The organism is Flavobacterium sp. Root901 (assembly GCF_001429765.1).
Classification (GTDB): Bacteria; Bacteroidota; Bacteroidia; order Flavobacteriales; family Flavobacteriaceae; genus Flavobacterium.
Genome location: NZ_LMJB01000007.1, coordinates 1 through 17,333, shown reverse-complemented (window position 1 = coordinate 17,333; position 17,333 = coordinate 1). Strand labels below are relative to the sequence as shown.

General features: G+C 33.1%; 14 protein-coding genes. 6 read left to right on the top strand and 8 right to left on the bottom strand.

Translation table 11 applies throughout. From position 1 onward, the window contains the following. Positions 1-173: 173 nt before the first annotated feature. A complete protein-coding gene (locus ASE21_RS13545; RefSeq protein WP_057123221.1) occupies positions 174-1,001 on the bottom strand; it encodes an S-adenosyl-l-methionine hydroxide adenosyltransferase family protein in 828 nt (275 codons plus the stop codon). A 302-nt stretch (positions 1,002-1,303) separates the two neighbouring features. Here ASE21_RS13545 and ASE21_RS13540 point away from each other — a divergent pair, with 302 nt between their 5' ends. Continuing rightward, on the top strand, positions 1,304-2,254 hold the full coding sequence (locus ASE21_RS13540) for a PhoH family protein (RefSeq protein ID WP_057123220.1): 951 nt from the start codon (positions 1,304-1,306) through the stop codon (positions 2,252-2,254). Positions 2,255-2,369: 115 nt separating this feature from the next. Here ASE21_RS13540 and ASE21_RS13535 read toward each other — a convergent pair whose 3' ends face one another. Further along, positions 2,370-2,822, bottom strand: a complete 453-nt coding sequence (locus ASE21_RS13535) for a heme-binding domain-containing protein (RefSeq protein WP_057123219.1) — start codon at positions 2,820-2,822, stop codon at positions 2,370-2,372. A gap of 369 nt (positions 2,823-3,191) precedes the next feature. On the opposite strand from ASE21_RS13535, the gene ASE21_RS13530 reads away from it, so the two are divergent. From ASE21_RS13530 to ASE21_RS13515, 4 genes are all read left to right on the top strand, one after another. Next, positions 3,192-4,016 (top strand): Cof-type HAD-IIB family hydrolase, encoded by an 825-nt coding sequence (locus ASE21_RS13530; RefSeq protein ID WP_057123218.1) that lies wholly within the window; start codon positions 3,192-3,194, stop codon positions 4,014-4,016. Between the two features lie 209 nt (positions 4,017-4,225). After that, a complete protein-coding gene (locus ASE21_RS13525) occupies positions 4,226-5,179 on the top strand; it encodes a phosphoribosylaminoimidazolesuccinocarboxamide synthase (protein ID WP_057123217.1) in 954 nt (317 codons plus the stop codon). A 32-nt stretch (positions 5,180-5,211) separates the two neighbouring features. After that, on the top strand, positions 5,212-6,342 hold the full coding sequence (locus tag ASE21_RS13520; protein ID WP_057123216.1) for a glycoside hydrolase family 26 protein: 1,131 nt from the start codon (positions 5,212-5,214) through the stop codon (positions 6,340-6,342). 464 nt (positions 6,343-6,806) lie between these two features. Beyond that, positions 6,807-7,190, top strand: a complete 384-nt coding sequence (locus ASE21_RS13515) for an ankyrin repeat domain-containing protein (protein ID WP_057123215.1) — start codon at positions 6,807-6,809, stop codon at positions 7,188-7,190. A gap of 163 nt (positions 7,191-7,353) precedes the next feature. Here the strand turns inward: ASE21_RS13515 and ASE21_RS13510 are convergent, their stop codons facing one another. The 6 genes from ASE21_RS13510 to ASE21_RS13485 form a co-directional block, all read right to left on the bottom strand. Beyond that, positions 7,354-10,452 (bottom strand): efflux RND transporter permease subunit, encoded by a 3,099-nt coding sequence (locus ASE21_RS13510; protein ID WP_057123214.1) that lies wholly within the window; start codon positions 10,450-10,452, stop codon positions 7,354-7,356. 3 nt (positions 10,453-10,455) lie between these two features. Continuing rightward, positions 10,456-11,541: an efflux RND transporter periplasmic adaptor subunit gene (locus ASE21_RS13505; protein WP_057123213.1), complete on the bottom strand. Its 1,086-nt coding sequence runs from the start codon at positions 11,539-11,541 to the stop codon at positions 10,456-10,458. 12 nt (positions 11,542-11,553) lie between these two features. After that, positions 11,554-12,801, bottom strand: a complete 1,248-nt coding sequence (locus tag ASE21_RS13500; RefSeq protein ID WP_057123212.1) for a TolC family protein — start codon at positions 12,799-12,801, stop codon at positions 11,554-11,556. 87 nt (positions 12,802-12,888) lie between these two features. Further along, positions 12,889-14,247 (bottom strand): sensor histidine kinase, encoded by a 1,359-nt coding sequence (locus ASE21_RS13495; protein WP_057123211.1) that lies wholly within the window; start codon positions 14,245-14,247, stop codon positions 12,889-12,891. Then, entirely contained in the window at positions 14,244-14,924 is a 681-nt protein-coding gene (locus tag ASE21_RS13490; RefSeq protein ID WP_057123210.1) for a response regulator transcription factor, read from the bottom strand. The genes ASE21_RS13495 and ASE21_RS13490 overlap by 4 nt, the downstream gene beginning before the upstream one ends. A gap of 51 nt (positions 14,925-14,975) precedes the next feature. After that, positions 14,976-16,064 carry a M42 family metallopeptidase gene (locus ASE21_RS13485; RefSeq protein ID WP_057123209.1) on the bottom strand — a complete coding sequence of 363 codons (1,089 nt, stop codon included), beginning with the start codon at positions 16,062-16,064 and terminating at the stop codon, positions 14,976-14,978. Between the two features lie 80 nt (positions 16,065-16,144). Between ASE21_RS13485 and ASE21_RS13480 the strand changes: the two genes are divergently transcribed. Further along, on the top strand, positions 16,145-16,822 hold the full coding sequence (locus tag ASE21_RS13480) for a DUF4294 domain-containing protein (RefSeq protein ID WP_057123208.1): 678 nt from the start codon (positions 16,145-16,147) through the stop codon (positions 16,820-16,822). Positions 16,823-17,333: the final 511 nt, after the last annotated feature.

Here is a 17,333-nt window from a genome sequence, read left to right as displayed (position 1 = left end):
GGTTTTAACCGTGGGAAAAGGATGGTTATACGCATTGTTATATTCATTATGTTCCCGTGGTTGAAACCACGAGCTATGTTTACAATTGGATAATAATTTTCTGGGATATAATTAAAAAACAAATAAATATCATTGTAAATCTGTTTAATCTGTAAAATCTGCGAGCTATTTTTCTACAAAAACTTAATCGTAATCACATCGCGATAATTCAATCCCAATAAACTATTTGCAGAACCCACTTTTGAAGGATTACTCCTGAAAATAGCGATTTCAAGAAATCCGGCATCATTAAAAATGGCCAGTTTTTCGCCTTCATAGGTTTTAATCGGATATTTATCTGAAGTCGCAATAGCCGAATAATTAGGAAGAATCGTTTTGATGCTTTTTGGCTGCATCACGATTTCGTACGGGCGTCCGCGCGAAACTTCCAAGAATTGTTTTTTAGAAATATTAGTTACAACGTTTCCAAAATGATCAATATAAATTACGTAGCCTTTTAACGAATTTCCATCGGCAGCAACGACCGCCTTTAATTCTGTTACTTCTTTAATCGCAGGAATTTCTCTGCCAATAACATTCAGCAAACCGCCTTTTGCAATATGACAGGCTACCTGAATAAAAATATCCAAATCGGTAAATTCTACAGGAAAACGATCGTGAATATTGATTTCGACAATTTTCTGCGGAACAATCTTCTGCGTAAGCATACTTAAAATTCCGTTATCGGCACAAATAAAGAAATGATCGTTCCACTGCATGGCAATGTGCTGGTTTTCTTTATTGCGTTCAATATCGACTCCAATTAAGTGAACAGTACCTTTTGGAAAGCTCAAATACGATGCTCCAATGATGTAACTTGCTTCGGCAGTGTTAAATGGATCAATATCATGCGAAATATCAATAATTTTTACATCCGGAAGTTCAGAAATGATTTTACCCTTCAGCGAACCAACAAAGTGGTCTTTTAAGCCGTAGTCTGTAGTAAGGGTAATTATTGACATCATTTTGTTTATAACTATTGATAGTATTTAACTCGAATTTTTATTAAATTTGAGAAATGCAAATCTAGTAATAGTAAATGCAAATTGAAAGAAAGAAAAGACAATTTGCGTTTTTTAAATAAAGTGACTGTTCTAATAGTCTCAGTTATCAGTTTCTGTTTTCAGACTTTTATAAATGAATAAATTTTTGACTTAAAATAAGCTGCTGCTGTATACTGCGACTGTAAACTGTAAACTCAAAAAGATACCCGACAACAATAGATTTACAAAACAAATTTAGTTTTAATTTAAATTTATCTCATTTGAACGAAAGAATTATCGAGCTAATAGACATCGCTCCAAAAGACTTTTGGGGCGCGCAGGATTCTCATCTTGAAATAATTAAAAAGTATTACCCGAAGCTTAAAATCGTAGCGCGAGGGACAACTTTAAAAGCCTTTGGCGAAAAAGAAGTTTTAGATGAATTCGAAAAGAGATTTCAGAGGCTTATGCTTCATTTTACCAGATACAACAACATTGACGATAATGTAATTGAACGTGTAATTATGAGTGATGGTCAGGAAGAAAGAAAATCTTACGATCATGATAAAATATTAGTTCACGGAGTTGGCGGTAAGATTATTAAAGCCATGACACCAAACCAGCAGCTGCTGGTAGATACCATCAGAAAAAATGATATGGTATTTGCAATTGGACCAGCCGGAACCGGAAAAACTTATACCGGTGTTGCAATGGCGGTTAAAGCACTTAAAGACAAAGAAGTAAAAAGGATTATTTTAACACGTCCGGCAGTTGAAGCAGGGGAGAACCTTGGTTTTTTGCCCGGAGATATGAAAGAAAAACTGGATCCTTACATGCAGCCGCTTTATGATGCTTTACGAGATATGTTACCCAACGAAAAACTCGAAGATTATATTTTAAAAGGAATCATTCAGATCGCTCCTTTGGCATTTATGCGCGGACGAACTCTTGATAACGCCTTTGTAATCCTGGATGAAGCGCAGAATACAACGCATTCACAAATGAAGATGTTTTTGACCCGTATGGGAAAAAATGCCAAATTTATGATTACGGGAGATCCTGGTCAGGTCGATTTACCACGACGCACTATTTCTGGTCTTAAAGAAGCTATTTTGGTTTTGAAAGACATTGAAGGCATTGGAATTATTTATCTTGATGATAAAGATATTGTACGCCACAGATTGGTTAAAAAGGTAATCGATGCTTATAAGCAAATTGAAAATCACGATTAAGTTTAATTTTTGTGAAATGTCAAATGTAAATCGTAAAATGTGTTTTGACATTATTATATTCGTTTTGTATCTTTTCAGATACAAAACGAATATTTTTATAAAGAAAGTTTTTTTTTTACTTAAAATCCAAACTGTCTTTTAGTTTTTTTGCCCAATTATTTACTTCTTTTTGTTGTTCCAGCGAGATTTTGGCATTTGAGTGTATTATCGTATAGGAATAAAGAGGCATATCTTTTTTTTCAATTTCATCGATTATTTCAGTAAGTTTTTTCTTTTTCTTTTCTGAAGAATATCTATTAAACTCGTCAAAATTCAGCTCTCTTTTTCCTTCAACAACATGTTTATTTAACCACCAGGCTAAAGGTTGAATATTGTTATACCAAGGATAATGAGTATTATTGGAATGACAATCATAACAACTTGTTTTCAAGATCAGACTAACATTTTTGGGAACTGCGTGTTGTTTTTCGATGGAATTAAAATTTTCCTTTTCAGAAATGTTTTTCTCTGGACGGAAGAACTGAATCAAGACAAAAATTACAGCGATTAAAATGATTACTTTTTTCATGTTTTCTTTTTTTAGTTATTAGTTTAAATATTACAGAATTACTTGCAGAAGATTTTAGAAGAAGTAAGTTTTGAAAATATTCGATGTCGCTTTAAACAGCTGAAAAAGAGGATGAAAAATGTTTTTGGAAGTATCTAGTGGAAAAAGAATAGAAAAATTCTTTTATTTTATAAAGTTACACTTTTTAAAATTTAAAAAGATTTTTATTTGATAATAATAGCTAGTTTTTATTTAATGTATTTTAAAATAATATTCTCAAATGCACTAATCTTTAAAAATATCTTTAATAAACTTGATTTGGTATGTACAACCTTGGTCTTCCGAGTTTAAAACCTTAAATTTGCATATCATAAATATTTGATTATTAATATGACAAAACTTAAAAATATAAAAGTTGTAGTAAGTGACCTTGATGGAACTTTACTCAACACTGCACACAGAATTTCAGATTATACCAAATCAATTTTTCAGGAACTTCACAATCAAAATTACCTTATAGTTGTAGCAACAGGCCGTCATCATCTTGATGCCATGGCAATTATTGAGACGCTCGAAGTTCCGGTTTATTTAGTGAGTTCAAACGGAGCCAGGATTCATTCTCCTCAAAAAGAAGAATTATTCTCTTTTAATCTGGACAGTGACGTTGTAAAAGCGGCTTTAAACGTTGAGATTGATCCGGAAATTACTGTAGTTTTATTTAAAGAAAATGTTTGGCAGACAAACAGAATTAACGAAAAACTGAATGCTTTTCAGGCCGAATTAAAATACCGTCCGGAATTAGTGGATTATAAAACTCTGGAAGATTTTGGAGCTATTAAAATTTTCTTTTCATGCGAAAATCATGAAAAATTAGTAAAACTGAAAGATGATATTCTGGCTAATTCTTCAGAGCATTTACACCACGCTTTCAGTTTGCCAACATGTCTGGAATTTATGGATAAATCGATAGATAAAGCTGTTGCAATTGAAAGAGTTCTTGAAAAAGAAGGATTTACATTATCAGAAGCAGTTTCATTTGGAGATGGATTCAATGATGTTCAAATGTTATCTGCATCTGGAAAAGGTTTAATTATGGGAAATGCTCCTGCAATTTTAAAAGAAACTTTACCCGATTTAGAAGTTATTAAAACAAATGCCGAAGATGGCGTAGCAAGATATATTGCTTCAAAAATATTAGACAAAGAATTAGTTTAGATTTTTTTTTGCCGAGAATTTCATGAATTTCCACAAATTTATTAGTTAGATCAGGTTTACATGAGTCAACAAAAAATTTGTGGAAATTCGTGCAATTATTAGCAAACGAAATACAATTTATCTTATTTCTCATTTATCTCTTTCTTTTGATGATGAAACTCTGTGAAATAATTTTAAATTTGCATTCATAAAAACAACACAACAAAATAATGAGTAATACAATCACAACCACAAATTTTAATTTCCCGAATCAGAAATCAGTTTACCGCGGAAAAGTTAGAGAAGTTTACAATATTAACGACGAACTTTTAGTAATGGTGGCAACCGACAGGCTTTCGGCATTTGATGTGGTTTTACCAAAAGGAATTCCGTATAAAGGTCAGATTTTGAATCAGATTGCAACAAAATTTATGGAATTAACGGAAGATATTGTTCCGAATTGGCTGATTGCAACTCCAGATCCTAACGTTGCTGTTGGACATTTATGCGAGCCTTTTAAAGTAGAAATGGTTATTCGTGGTTATCTTTCAGGACATGCTGCACGAGAATATGCTGCAGGAAGAAAAGAAATTTGCGGCGTAGCCATGGCAGAAGGTTTAAAAGAAAATGATAAATTTCCGGAGCCTATTATTACACCAACTACAAAAGCAGATAACGGTTCTCATGACGAAGATATTTCTCGTGAAGCTATTTTATCTAAAGGAATTGTTTCTGAAGAAGATTATTTGGTTTTAGAAAAATATACTCGCGCTTTATTTCAAAGAGGTACTGAAATCGCTGCTTCCCGCGGATTGATTTTAGTAGATACAAAATACGAATTTGGTAAAACAAAAGATGGTGTTATAGTTTTAATCGATGAAATTCATACACCGGATTCTTCCCGTTATTTTTACGCTGACGGTTATGCAGAAAGACAAGAAAGAGGCGAGGAGCAAAAACAGCTTTCTAAAGAATTTGTTCGCCGCTGGCTGATCGAAAATGGCTTTCAGGGACAAGAAGGACAACAGATTCCGGATATGACAGATGCTTATATCGAATCAGTTTCTGAAAGATATATTGAATTGTATGAAAATATTTTAGGAGAAAAATTCGTAAAAGCAGATATTGACAATATTGACCAACGTATTGAAAAAAACGTATTACAATACCTTGCTTCTAAATAGTAATTTTCGGGTTTAAACTAACTATTTAAACCATGAACATTTTTACAAATAAAAAAACTGCCTTGTTATCTCTATTGCTGATGACAGGGCAGTTTCTTTTTGCACAAATTGATAAAAAAGCAACAAAGGAAACGAAAATCTTATACCATAATTTAAAAGCTATTTCCAAAAAACACATATTGTTTGGACATCAGCATGCTTTAGAATATGGACACGGATGGGCCAATGAAAAAAATAAATCTGATGTAAAACTGGTAACCGGTTCACATCCTGCAGTTGTAGGGATAGATTTTAGTGGTTTTTCTGGGTACCCCAAAGAAGAAATTCAAAAAACAAAAGAAACACTCAGAAAAAACGTAATCGATACTTATGAACGCGGCGGCATCACAACTGTTTCGTGGCATTTTAATAATCCTGCTTCCGGCGGTGGATTTTATTGGAAAGACTCCATTTCTGCTCCGGCAGTCGCTTTAATAAAAAAAGGCGGTTCTCATCATGAACAGTATAAAGAAATTTTAAAAACCATTGCCGATTTTGCTCATTCTGTCAAAGCAAAAGATGGAAAATTAGTTCCAATGATCTTCAGGCCATTTCATGAATTTGACGGAGACTGGTTCTGGTGGGGGAAAAAATACACTTCAAGAGAAGATTTTATTGATGTCTGGCAGTTTACGGTGTCTTATTTACGGGATACTTTAGGTGTTCATAATTTTATTTATGCCTATTCGCCAGATAATCGATTCAATTCTGAATCAGAATATCTGGAACGTTATCCCGGAGATAATTGTGTCGATTTATTTGGAATGGATGATTACGGAGATTTTGGACGTGAAGGAAAATATGACTTAGAAGCAGGAATAAAGAAACTCAAAATTATTTCGGATACAGCTATTAAAAAGAAAAAACTGGCCGCATTTACAGAAACCGGTTTAGAATCTATTCCCAATCCTGATTGGTGGACAAAAATTTTATTAAAATCATTACGACGCGAAAGAATTGAACTTTGTTACGTATTAGTATGGCGTAATGATCCCAAAAGCCCAACACATTACTACGCACCGTTTCCGGGACAAATTAGCGTTCCTGATTTTCTTAAGTTTTTTGAAGATCCGTTTACATTATTTGAAAATGATTTTAATGATATTTATAAGAAAAAATTATAAAATCATGTTTTAGATATGTTAAAAAGCAAAAACTATTTCGTTATATTTTAAGATTATTCTTTCTTTTTATTGCGAACATAAAAGTTTTTTATTTTAATGATAAATCTACAGAATCTTGCCAAAAAATTTTGTTTTAATGAAAAATTTCTGCCTTTTTTATAGATAATAATATTGTATCGTTAAAATGGTAGGGTATTGGTTTTAATTTTTCGTAAAAAATCTACAGTCTAAATTGAAAAAATATTTGAATTCGTGTAACATTTCTACATTTGCAGCGTCTTTTGTATAGAATTTTAATTTTTCGAAAGGCAATATTTAGAATTCATTAAGTAAATGTTAAGAATTAGTTAAAACAAGGTACTTTGTAATACAATGTACCGAAATTAGATTACATTTGTCAGGAATTTAAATTCAAATCATTATCAATCAAATATTTATCAATCAATTTAACAAACCCAATCATTATGAAAAATTCAATTATTTGTTTAGGATTAGCTTTAGTAGCATTTACTAATGTATCAATGGCAAACAACGCATCAGTTGTTAAAAATCAGGTTGCAGTATCAGCTGTATATGATGACGGAACACCTCTAGTAGTAGCAGTAAGTAAAGGAGATATCGAAACAGTTAAGAAATTTATTGAATACGGTGTTAATGTAAACGAAAAAGCAGATGATATGTCGCCATTAATGACAGCTGCTCGTTACAACAAAACAGAAATTATTAAAGTTTTATTGGCAGCAGGTGCTCGTCCGGCAGATAAAAACGAAAAAGGATATACAGCTTTAAAATTTGCACAATTATCAAATGCAACAGAAGCTATTGCTCTTTTGAAAGATTTAAAATAATAGTTTTAAAAAGTTTGAGTTAGTATACAAACAGTCTTCTTTGAGCGGGAAGGCTGTTTTTTATTTAGTATTATTCAAAATCAAAAAAAGCACCATTAAATAATGATGCTTTTTCTTTTTAAACCAAATTAATCTAACCAAATCAATTTTATTGTAAAACCAATTATTCTATCGGCACATGATTTTTTCGATTGAAAATCCAAAATAGAATCGGAAAAACCAATAGCGTTAAAATGGTTGCAGTTACTAAACCTCCAATAATTACAATCGCAAGAGGTTTTTGTGACTCAGATCCAATTCCTGTTGAAATTGCTGCCGGCATTAAACCTATTGATGCCATCAAAGCAGTCATGATTACAGCACGTGTTCTGGCTTTTACTCCCATTAAAATAGACTGTTCGAGTGAGAATTTTGCCTTGAGATTATGATGAAACTCTGAAATCAGAATTACTCCATTCTGAATACAAATTCCGAGTAGTGCAATAAAACCAACTCCAGCAGAAATCCCGAAATTCATTCCTGTTATATGTAAAGCGATAATGCCGCCAATAACTGCAAAAGGAACGTTTGCCAAAACAAGCAGAGAATCTTTAAAATTTCCGAATAAAATAAATAACAGCACAAATATTCCAATTAAACTGATAGGAACAACCTGAGCAAGACGCGCGCTGGCACGAACCTGATTTTCAAATTCCCCGGTCCAGCCTGTTGTATATCCCGGAGGCATTTTTACTTCTGCAACTTTTGATTGTGCTTCTGCAATAGTACTTCCCAAATCACGGTCACGGACAGAGAATTTTACTCCAATAAAACGCTTTGTATTATCTCTGTATATAAATGCCGGACCAGTTATGGTTTTAATATCACAGATTTCTTTTAGCGGAATTTTTGCCCCGCTTATTGTTGGCACTTTCAGTTCTGCTAAATCTTCTTCATCTTTACGATATTCTTTTGAAAAACGTACACGGACATCAAATTTCTTTTCATCTTCATATTTTTGAGTAGCTGTTTTTCCTCCAAATGCTAATTCTAAAACGGCTTGTGCATCACTTAGAGTTACACCGTAAGCGGCCATTTTTTCCCGATCAAGAATTACGCTTATTTCCGGCTGGCCAACATTTCTAAGAATGCCGACATCTTTAATACCGGGAATATTTTTAATTTTTGCTAAAACCTCATTCGATAATTCATCTAATTTATCTAAATCATCGCCATAAATTTTAACGGCATTTGAAGCTTTAAATCCTGCTACAGATTCGGCAACATTATCAATTACCGGCTGAGAATAATTATAGGTAATTCCCTGATGGACTTTTAATTTGTCATCCATTTCATTAATTAGCTCATCCATGCTGATCTTTCGTTTCCATTCCTCTTTAGGTTTTAAGTCAACCTGAAGCTGAATAAATCCAAAACCATTAGGATCTGTTCCGTCATTGCTTCGTCCTGTCTGCGAAAGCACATTTTTTACTTCGGGAAAAGTTTCCAGATCTTTTCTGATCATTGCAGCAGTTTTTACACTTTCCGGCAGCGAAGTACTCATTGGTAATTCTGCCGTAACCCACAAAGCACCTTCATTTAACTGTGGTAAAAACTCAGTTCCTAAAAATGAAGCTGAGAAAAAAGTCGCCGCAATTACAATTACGGAAATAACTAATGTTTTTACTTTATGCTTAAATGTCCACGCAAAACCTTTTTCAACATTTCTGTCCCAGAAATTTACAAACGGATTATTTTTTTCTTTTACGTTTTTATTCAGCAGAATATGTGATAAAACGGGAACCAGGGTCAGAGTAAATATTAACGCTCCCATTAAAGCAAAACCTAATGTGTAAGCCAAAGGCGAGAACATTTTTCCTTCTACTTTTTGAAATGAAAATATAGGCAGTAAGGCTGTAATTATAATTAATTTGGAGAAGAAAATAGCTTTACCCATTTCTGTTCCTGTTTTTTTAATTATGCTCCCTTTCGCAATTTTATTATAAGCCGCCATTCCTAATTGATGCGCCCTGTGATCAAGTACTACAAATAATCCTTCCACCATTACAACTGCACCATCAATGATAATTCCAAAATCGACTGCACCTAAGCTTAACAAGTTGGCGCTCATTCCCATCATTTTCAAACATAAAAATGCAAATAATAAAGAAAGCGGAATTACGATTGAAACCGTAAAAGTCGTTCTCCAGTCGGCCATGAAAAGAAATACTACACACGTAACCAGAATTATACCTTCAAATAAATTATGCATTACCGTTTCGGTAGTAAAATTCATCAGATTATCCCGATCGTAAAAGGTTTCAATTTTAATGTCTTTTGGAAGTACATTTTCATTTAAATCCTTTATTTTATCCTTAATCAATGCTAAAGTTTCCTGAGCATTTTCGCCTTTACGCATTACCACAATACCTTCAACGGCATCATCATTCTTTCCAATTCCGGTTTGACCCACTCTTGGCATCGAACTCTCATATACAGAAGCGACATTTTTTACCAAAATTGGATTTCCGCCGGCATCATCTACAATAATATTTTCAATATCCTGAATCGATTTTAAAAGCCCAACTCCACGAACAACGAATGCCTGGCCATTTTTTTCAATAATATCACCGCCCACATTTAAGTTTCCTGCATCAATAGCATTATAGACCTGCAGCGGCGTAATATTGTATTTGGCCAGTTTTACAGGATCAACCCCAACTTCATAAGTTTTAGTTTGCCCTCCAAAAACGTTCAAATCCGCAACTCCGGGAACGGCGCGCAATTGTTTGTCAATAACCCAGTTTTGGTAAGTTAACAATTCACGACTGTCGCGGCTGTTACTTTTTACAATATATCTGAAAATTTCTCCTGTTGGCCCGTAAGGCGGCTGAACATCTGGCTCGACATCATCAGGAAGTGTAACGTTTTTAAGTAAATTGTTTACCTGAAAACGAGCAAAAGTATCGTCTACACCATCATCAAAAATAATTTTGATTACAGATAAACCAAACATGGTAATACTGCGCACGCTTGTTTTTTTCTGTACCGAGTTCATAGAGATCTCAATAGGAGTGGTCACAAAACGTTCTACTTCTTCAGCACTTTTACCGTTCCATTGTGTAATGATAATGATTTGCGTATTGGTTACGTCCGGAAAAGCATCAATGGGCATATTTTTGAAGGAAATGAAACCGGCAACAGCCAATATTCCCACCCAAAAAAAGGTAAATGCTTTATTCTTAAGCGAAAAAGCAATTATATTTCGTATGAATTTGTTCATGTCTTAATCGTTTAAAGCGCGATAAATAAATAGTTGATTATTGGTAATGACTTTTTCATTTTCCTTTAAACCGCCTGAAATATAAGTCGTTTCGCCAACAACCCTGTAAACTTCAACCTGTCTGGTTTCGATGTTATGACGATCTTTAAATATCATGACGAAATTTTTACTTTTATCAAAAACAATGGCATTGCTTGGTATGGCAATCATCGATTCGTTTTCATCATACGATAATTTTATATTGGCATTCATATCCGGTTTTAATAAAAATCCGGGATTTTGAAGTTTAATACGCGCCTGCATCGCTTTGGTTTCGGGATCAATCACGTTAAAGATTTTATCTACTTTTCCTTTAAAAACCTTATCAGGATAACTTAGTGTGGTTACGCTGGCATCTATTCCAAGTTTAATTTTATTAATATCAATTTCGTTAATATTCGCCATTGCCCAGACTTCACTTATTTCAGCAATGTCAAAAATGTTTTCAGAACGATCAGAACGCAGAAGCATATCCTGATTAATACTCTTTTGAATGATAAAACCGCTTATAGGAGCCGTTACTTCGTAAATAGAACCCGCTTTAATATTATAGATTTTATACGTTTCCTGAATTTTGCTCAATTGCGATTGTGCTTTATTAACCTCCGATTTTGCCTGCAGAACATCACTTTCAGAATTTAATTTTCCGTCAAATAATTCCTGAGCAACTTTTAGATTGTTTTTTGCCACTAACAAATCACTTTTAGCATCAATGGATTGTTTTTCAAAATCTGCAACATCGGTACTTTTAATAGTAGCTAAAACCTGTCCTTTATGTACATAATCTCCCAGTTCGACATTTACTTTGATAACATTTCCGCCAACAAGAGGATATACATCAATTAGTTTATTATTATCAGCTGTGATTTTTCCGTAAAAACTCAATTCGTTTTTTACAGTTTGTTTTTCGGCAGCAGCTGTAGTCGTAGTTTTTAGCATACTATCGCTTAAGGCGAAAGAAGTATTTGTTTGAGGATTTTCTACTTCTTTTTTGCAGCTTGTAAGCGATAAACTCACAACAGCAATTCCTATAATTAGTGTATGTTTCATTTTTATTTAGTTTTAAAATAAATCCTTGTTGATGGTGCTGTTTAATTCTTCGCCTGACAGGGCTAATTTTTTCTTCAATTCATTAACCTGAATATTAGCCTGATTATAGCTTTCCATAAAATCTGTAAATTCTAATAAACTAATATTTCTCTTTTGAAAATTGGTTAAGATTCCATTATAAACAGCTTCAAAATCAGAATTTACGGTTGGTTTAATAACCGCATAGTTTTTTCGGGATTCTTCCCATTTATTCCATGCAGCTGTAATTTCTGTTTCGAGCTGGAGACCAAAATTTTGCTTTTCTATTTTGGATTGCGCTAAAACAGCTTGGGCATTTTTAATGTTTCCCTTATTTTTGTTCCAGAGAGGAAGCGGAATTCCAATTGTTAAATTCGATTCCTTATTAAAAGCACCACCTCGCTGATCGTAGTTTGCACCCAAAGTAAGATCTGGAACAGAAAGTGATTTCTGCCATTTTAGATTCAGTTCATTTGCTTCAATTTCTTTTTGTTTTGCCAAATAATCCGGACGATTGGCGATGGCATCATCTTCAAAAGATTTTAAATCAAAAGGAATAATTTTTAAGTATTTATTGAAATCATCTTTAGAAACATCAGGAATAATAGTTTCCGTTGAATTCAGCAATAATTTTAAATTGGCTTGTTCTTCAATACTGCTGTTCACGACTTCCATGCGTTCATTTTTAAAATTCAGATATAAAGATTGCAGACGTACGGCATCTCTTAACGGAATATTTCCTTTTTGAACCTGGATCGTATACGAGTTAATTAAGTCTTCAATATGAACCAGCTGTTTGTCTGTTATTTCTAAACTTTTTGTGTTGTAGTAAACCGTATAAAAACTCTGACGCAATTGTAATTTTAGTGTCCTCAGTAAATCATTAAATTGAAGTTCGGCTAGCTGCTCATTGGTCTGAGCCAGTTTTACCTCATTACGTTTTTTGCCGCCCAAATAAATTAATTGTTCGATGCCAAATGATTTTTGTCCTTCTTTTCCAATATCAAGGAATTTATTCCTGTCGGAGTTGTAAGCATTTAATTCTGAGGTAAGCATCGGATTATCCCATATTCGAGCCTGAATGGTCATTGCTTTTGCGGCATCAATATTATAATGAGAGGCGAGCAAAAAAAGATTGTTTTTAAGAAACTGGCTCTCACAATCTTGAAGGGTAACTGTTTTTTGAGCCAAAACTACCTGATTAAGCAGTACAAGTAGTAAGAATGCAAATAGTTTTCTCATTGTATCTATTTTATTTTGTACAAATATGCTATCAACAGACTTTAAGAGTGCTTAAAATCTACCTTAAAATTAGCTTAAAATAAAATATTAATGAAAGAATATTTGGAATAAATTTTCCTTATCACTTGGTATACTGTAAGTTATGGAAGATTTATGAAGAGTTAAAATTCGGTGTACAATACGTAATCCTAAACCAAAGCCAGATTTTCCTTTAGAATTTTTTCCTCGCATAAAAGGCTGAAAAAGATTCTTTTGTTCAGCTTCGCTTAATGTTTTTCCTGTATTCAAAACAGAAATTACGAGTTGATTTTTCAGCGTGCTTATTTTTACCAATGCTTGTTTATTGTCTGAATAAATGCAGGCATTTTTTAAAACATTTACTAAAGCGATTTCCAAAAGGTTTTTGTTACCTTTTACTTCTAATGCCGTATCTAAATTGTCACTTTCTTCAATTTCAAATAAAATAACAAATTCAGGAAAGCTCTTCTTTAAATTTTCAATAGCAGAAAACAGAACTTCATCCATTCTCTGAATCTCATTGTCTTCTGTATTTTTATTATCTATTTTGGATAATATTAGCAGCGAATTAATTAGTTCCGTTAAATGATTTACATCTGATAGAATAGTGGTTAAGAACGTTTTTTCTTTAGCAGAAGTAGAAGAGTCTGTAATCGTATTCTCGATTTGAGAAGTTATTCTTGATAAAGGTGTTCGAAGTTCGTGTGAAGCGTGAGCCGTAAACTCTTTTTGTTTTTGATAGGAAATCTCGATTCGATCCATCATGAAATTAAATTCATTTGCAATCAGATCAATTTCATCCTTATTGCTTTTTGAAGCAATCCGGGTATCAAGATTATTTTCGTTTATGTTTTTTATTTTTTGGTGGAACAAACGCAGCGGATTCATTGCTTTTTTAACCATAAACGAAGTTAAAACCCAGCAGATACAGGTAAATAAAATATAGGATACAATTAAAGTATATCGTAAAAAGAGCAGTTTTCTTTTTCCGTAATCATCAGTTGCAGAAATTAAGGCATAAAAATCTTTGTCTTTTGTATCATAGAAAACGCCATAAACTTCATAATCGCCTTGTTGTTTAAAAAATGTTTTATGCTTTTTAAGGTATTTTAAATCTTCGACAGACCAATTAATTTTAGCATCATCTATACTGCTGTAGATGAGTTTAAAATGAGAATCAAAAACCAAAGTCTTTTCATCATACAATTTATTGATGGAATTTTGATCGATCATTTTCAGAAGCTGATCGTCAACTTCTTTAACATTGACTAAAAGTTTAATGTTCGAAAGTGCTTTTATCTCTAATCGATCACGAAATTCTTCTTTTCTAAAATTAGAATATAAAACAAATATCACAGTAGAAGCCAATCCGAAAAGGATTGTAAAAAGTAAACTTACCAAAAGTGATATTCTGTTTTTTAAAGTCATTCTTCACTGCTTAAATAATATCCATAACCAATTTTGGTACGAATAAGCTTTATTTCATGGTCTTTATCAATTTTTTTTCGAAGGAAATTAATGTAAACTTCAATCGTATTCTGATTAGTTTCAATATGATAATCCCAAAGTTTCTCGGCAATAAATTGTTTAGATAAAACTTTTCCTTTGGCATGTGCCAAAATTAAAATCAGTTTAAACTCTTTTGGAGTAAGTTTGATTTCTCCGCCAGAGCGAAAAACCTTCATTTCTTCTTCCAGAATTTCGAGATCTTCAATGACAATTTTCTTTTCTGTTTGCTGCGGAATTTCTTTTCTCCTTAATAAGGATAAAATTCGGGCAAATAATTCGTCAAAATGAAAAGGTTTAATCAGGTAATCATCGGCACCATTATCAAAAGAAGCAAGTTTATCTTCAATTTCGCTAAAAGCCGTCAGCATAATTATTGGCGTTTTTTTGTCGGTTTCCCGAATACCTTTGCAAACCTCAATTCCATTTTTACCAGGAACATTAATGTCAAGAATAATTAAATCGTAATAGTATGGAATGTATTTTTTTAATAATAATGAACCATCATAATAAGGTATACACTCGAATTCTTTGTTTTTAAAGAATGCGGAAATTTCTTTGGATAAAGTAAAATCGTCTTCGAGCAGTAAAATTTTCATGGATTGTTTTTTTATAAATTCGGCCGTCAAAACAACCGAATTTATGCTTTGTTATTTAAAATAAGAGAACGTCTGATTGTTTTCAATTTTCAGCAAAGATTCATAAATAAGCTGAATCACATTTTCAACATCTTCCCTGTGAACCATTTCTACGGTAGTATGCATATATCTCAAAGGTAACGAAATCAATGCCGATGCCACGCCGCCGTTACTGTAAGCAAAAGCATCAGTATCTGTTCCTGTAGCTCTGGATGTTGCATGTCGCTGAAACGGAATTTTCTTTTCTTGGGCAGTATCAATAATTAAATCACGAAGTTTATTTTGAATTGCCGGTGAATAGGCAATAACAGGACCTCTTCCCATTTTTAAATCACCTTCTACTTTTTTATCAATCATTGGAGTAGTGGTATCGTGGCAGACATCAGTTACAATAGCGACATTTGGTTTAATGGTATGGGCAATCATTTCTGCACCACGAAGACCAATTTCTTCCTGAACCGAGTTTACAATATATAGACCAAAAGGCAGTGATTGCTTATTTTCGTGCAGTAAACGAGCAACTTCGGCAATCATAAAACCACCCATTCTGTTATCAATAGCGCGACAAACAAATTTATTGCCGTTTAAAATCATAAATTCATCAGGATATGTAATTACACAGCCTACATGAACTCCCATTGCTTCAACCTGTTCTTTGGTTTCGCAGCCCAGATCAATAAATATATTGCTTAGTTTTGGAATCTCCTCTTTATCTCTTAAGCGGGTATGAATCGCCGGCCATCCAAAAACACCTTTTACAATCCCTTTTTTAGTATGAATATTAACTCGCTTAGAAGGTGCAATCTGATGATCTGAACCACCATTTCTAATTACATACAACAAACCGTCATCAGTAATATAATTTACATACCATGAAATTTCATCGGCGTGACCTTCAATTACAACTTTAAATGGTGCCTCCGGATTAATCACTCCAACGGCTGTCCCGTATGTGTCTGTAATAAAAGTGTCAACATAAGGCTGTAAATAATTCATCCAAAGTTTTTGTCCTTCGCTTTCATAACCTGTTGGCGAAGCATTATTTAGATAGCTTTCCAGAAAAGCGATAGAAGTGTCATTTAAGATAGATTTTGTACTCATAAAAAATTTTTTCGCTAAATTATAAATTTGGTATTAGAGTTGCGTATAAATATATAATTTTACATTTAAATTAAGACTCTATGAGATTTACAAGTATTTTGTTTTTACTATTAATTGCATTTACAGGTCAGGCCCAGGTTACTCCAAAAGAAAATCAGGAAATGGGTTACATATTAACAGAACAGGATTCTATTCTGAATGATACAATTCAGCTGCCTGAGATAATTATTTCAAAAGGAGAGAAGATGAGTGCCGAAGAAATGAAGCAGTTCCAGATTCTCCAAAACAGAGTCTACAAAGTATATCCTTACGCAAGATTGGCAGCCGAACGTTTGACAGCTCTGAATAATGGAATGGCAAGATTGAAAACTAATCGCGAAAAAAAGAAATATTTTAAAATTGTCGAAGATTACCTTAATAATGAATTCGAAGACCGTCTAAAAAAATTATCCCGTAAACAAGGACAGATTCTTGTAAAACTGGTTCACCGACAAACCGGAAAAACAACCTACGAATTAATAAAGAATTTAAAAAGCGGTTTTAAGGCCTTTGTATCAAACACAACTGCCAATTTATTTGATATAAGTTTAAAGGAAGAATATAAACCGTATACGATAAATGAAGATTATTTAATCGAAACAATTTTGGTTCGGGGATTTGAGTCTGGCAGACTTTTAAATCAAACTCCTGCAAATCCGGTAAATTATAACAATCTAATGCAGCATTGGGAAACAAAAGCAAAAGAACTCAAAAAATAATATACCTTATATAGTATAAATAACCCGACAGTTCTCTAAAATCTGTCGGGTTTATTTTTATACATATATATATGTATAAAATCCTGATCGAATCCAATTTTCGGTAGAGACGCACCGCAGTGCTTCTTATTCACAGTGTAATTCACTATTATTATATAAGAATAAAAGTTTGTGAGGCTGATTGAATTCGAAACCAATAATAAGGAGCTTTTTCCCGCTATTCGCTCCAATCTTTTATTTTGAACCCCAAAATAAAAGGACTTCCGCTTCTATCGGGGCTAGTGGAGTTGTTTTTAAGAGTTTTTTCGATAACAAAGCGATAAAACTGAGTTTTGAAAAACGGTTTATTTGTTTAGAAAAGGGCCTCAGGGATTGAAAACCTGATAAAAACGGTGCGGAAAAAGCCCGGCAAACTATCAAAAGTACAATGCAGTGCAGAAAAACCTGACAAATGGTAAAAAAAGTTTGTGCTGTAAAAATTGTGTTATCAGGGAGTTAAGAAATAAAATCA

Bases quoted from the DNA above. Each gene is read 5' to 3' on its own strand.
- ASE21_RS13545 (WP_057123221.1), bottom strand. From the start codon at position 1,001: ATGTCAATAATTACCCTTACTACAGACTACGGCTTAAAAGACCACTTT.
- ASE21_RS13535 (WP_057123219.1), bottom strand. From the start codon at position 2,822: ATGAAAAAAGTAATCATTTTAATCGCTGTAATTTTTGTCTTGATTCAG.
- ASE21_RS13530 (WP_057123218.1), top strand. From the start codon at position 3,192: ATGACAAAACTTAAAAATATAAAAGTTGTAGTAAGTGACCTTGATGGA.
- ASE21_RS13525 (WP_057123217.1), top strand. From the start codon at position 4,226: ATGAGTAATACAATCACAACCACAAATTTTAATTTCCCGAATCAGAAA.
- ASE21_RS13520 (WP_057123216.1), top strand. From the start codon at position 5,212: ATGAACATTTTTACAAATAAAAAAACTGCCTTGTTATCTCTATTGCTG.
- ASE21_RS13515 (WP_057123215.1), top strand. From the start codon at position 6,807: ATGAAAAATTCAATTATTTGTTTAGGATTAGCTTTAGTAGCATTTACT.
- ASE21_RS13510 (WP_057123214.1), bottom strand. From the start codon at position 10,452: ATGAACAAATTCATACGAAATATAATTGCTTTTTCGCTTAAGAATAAA.
- ASE21_RS13505 (WP_057123213.1), bottom strand. From the start codon at position 11,541: ATGAAACATACACTAATTATAGGAATTGCTGTTGTGAGTTTATCGCTT.
- ASE21_RS13500 (WP_057123212.1), bottom strand. From the start codon at position 12,801: ATGAGAAAACTATTTGCATTCTTACTACTTGTACTGCTTAATCAGGTA.
- ASE21_RS13495 (WP_057123211.1), bottom strand. From the start codon at position 14,247: ATGACTTTAAAAAACAGAATATCACTTTTGGTAAGTTTACTTTTTACA.
- ASE21_RS13490 (WP_057123210.1), bottom strand. From the start codon at position 14,924: ATGAAAATTTTACTGCTCGAAGACGATTTTACTTTATCCAAAGAAATT.
- ASE21_RS13485 (WP_057123209.1), bottom strand. From the start codon at position 16,064: ATGAGTACAAAATCTATCTTAAATGACACTTCTATCGCTTTTCTGGAA.
- ASE21_RS13480 (WP_057123208.1), top strand. From the start codon at position 16,145: ATGAGATTTACAAGTATTTTGTTTTTACTATTAATTGCATTTACAGGT.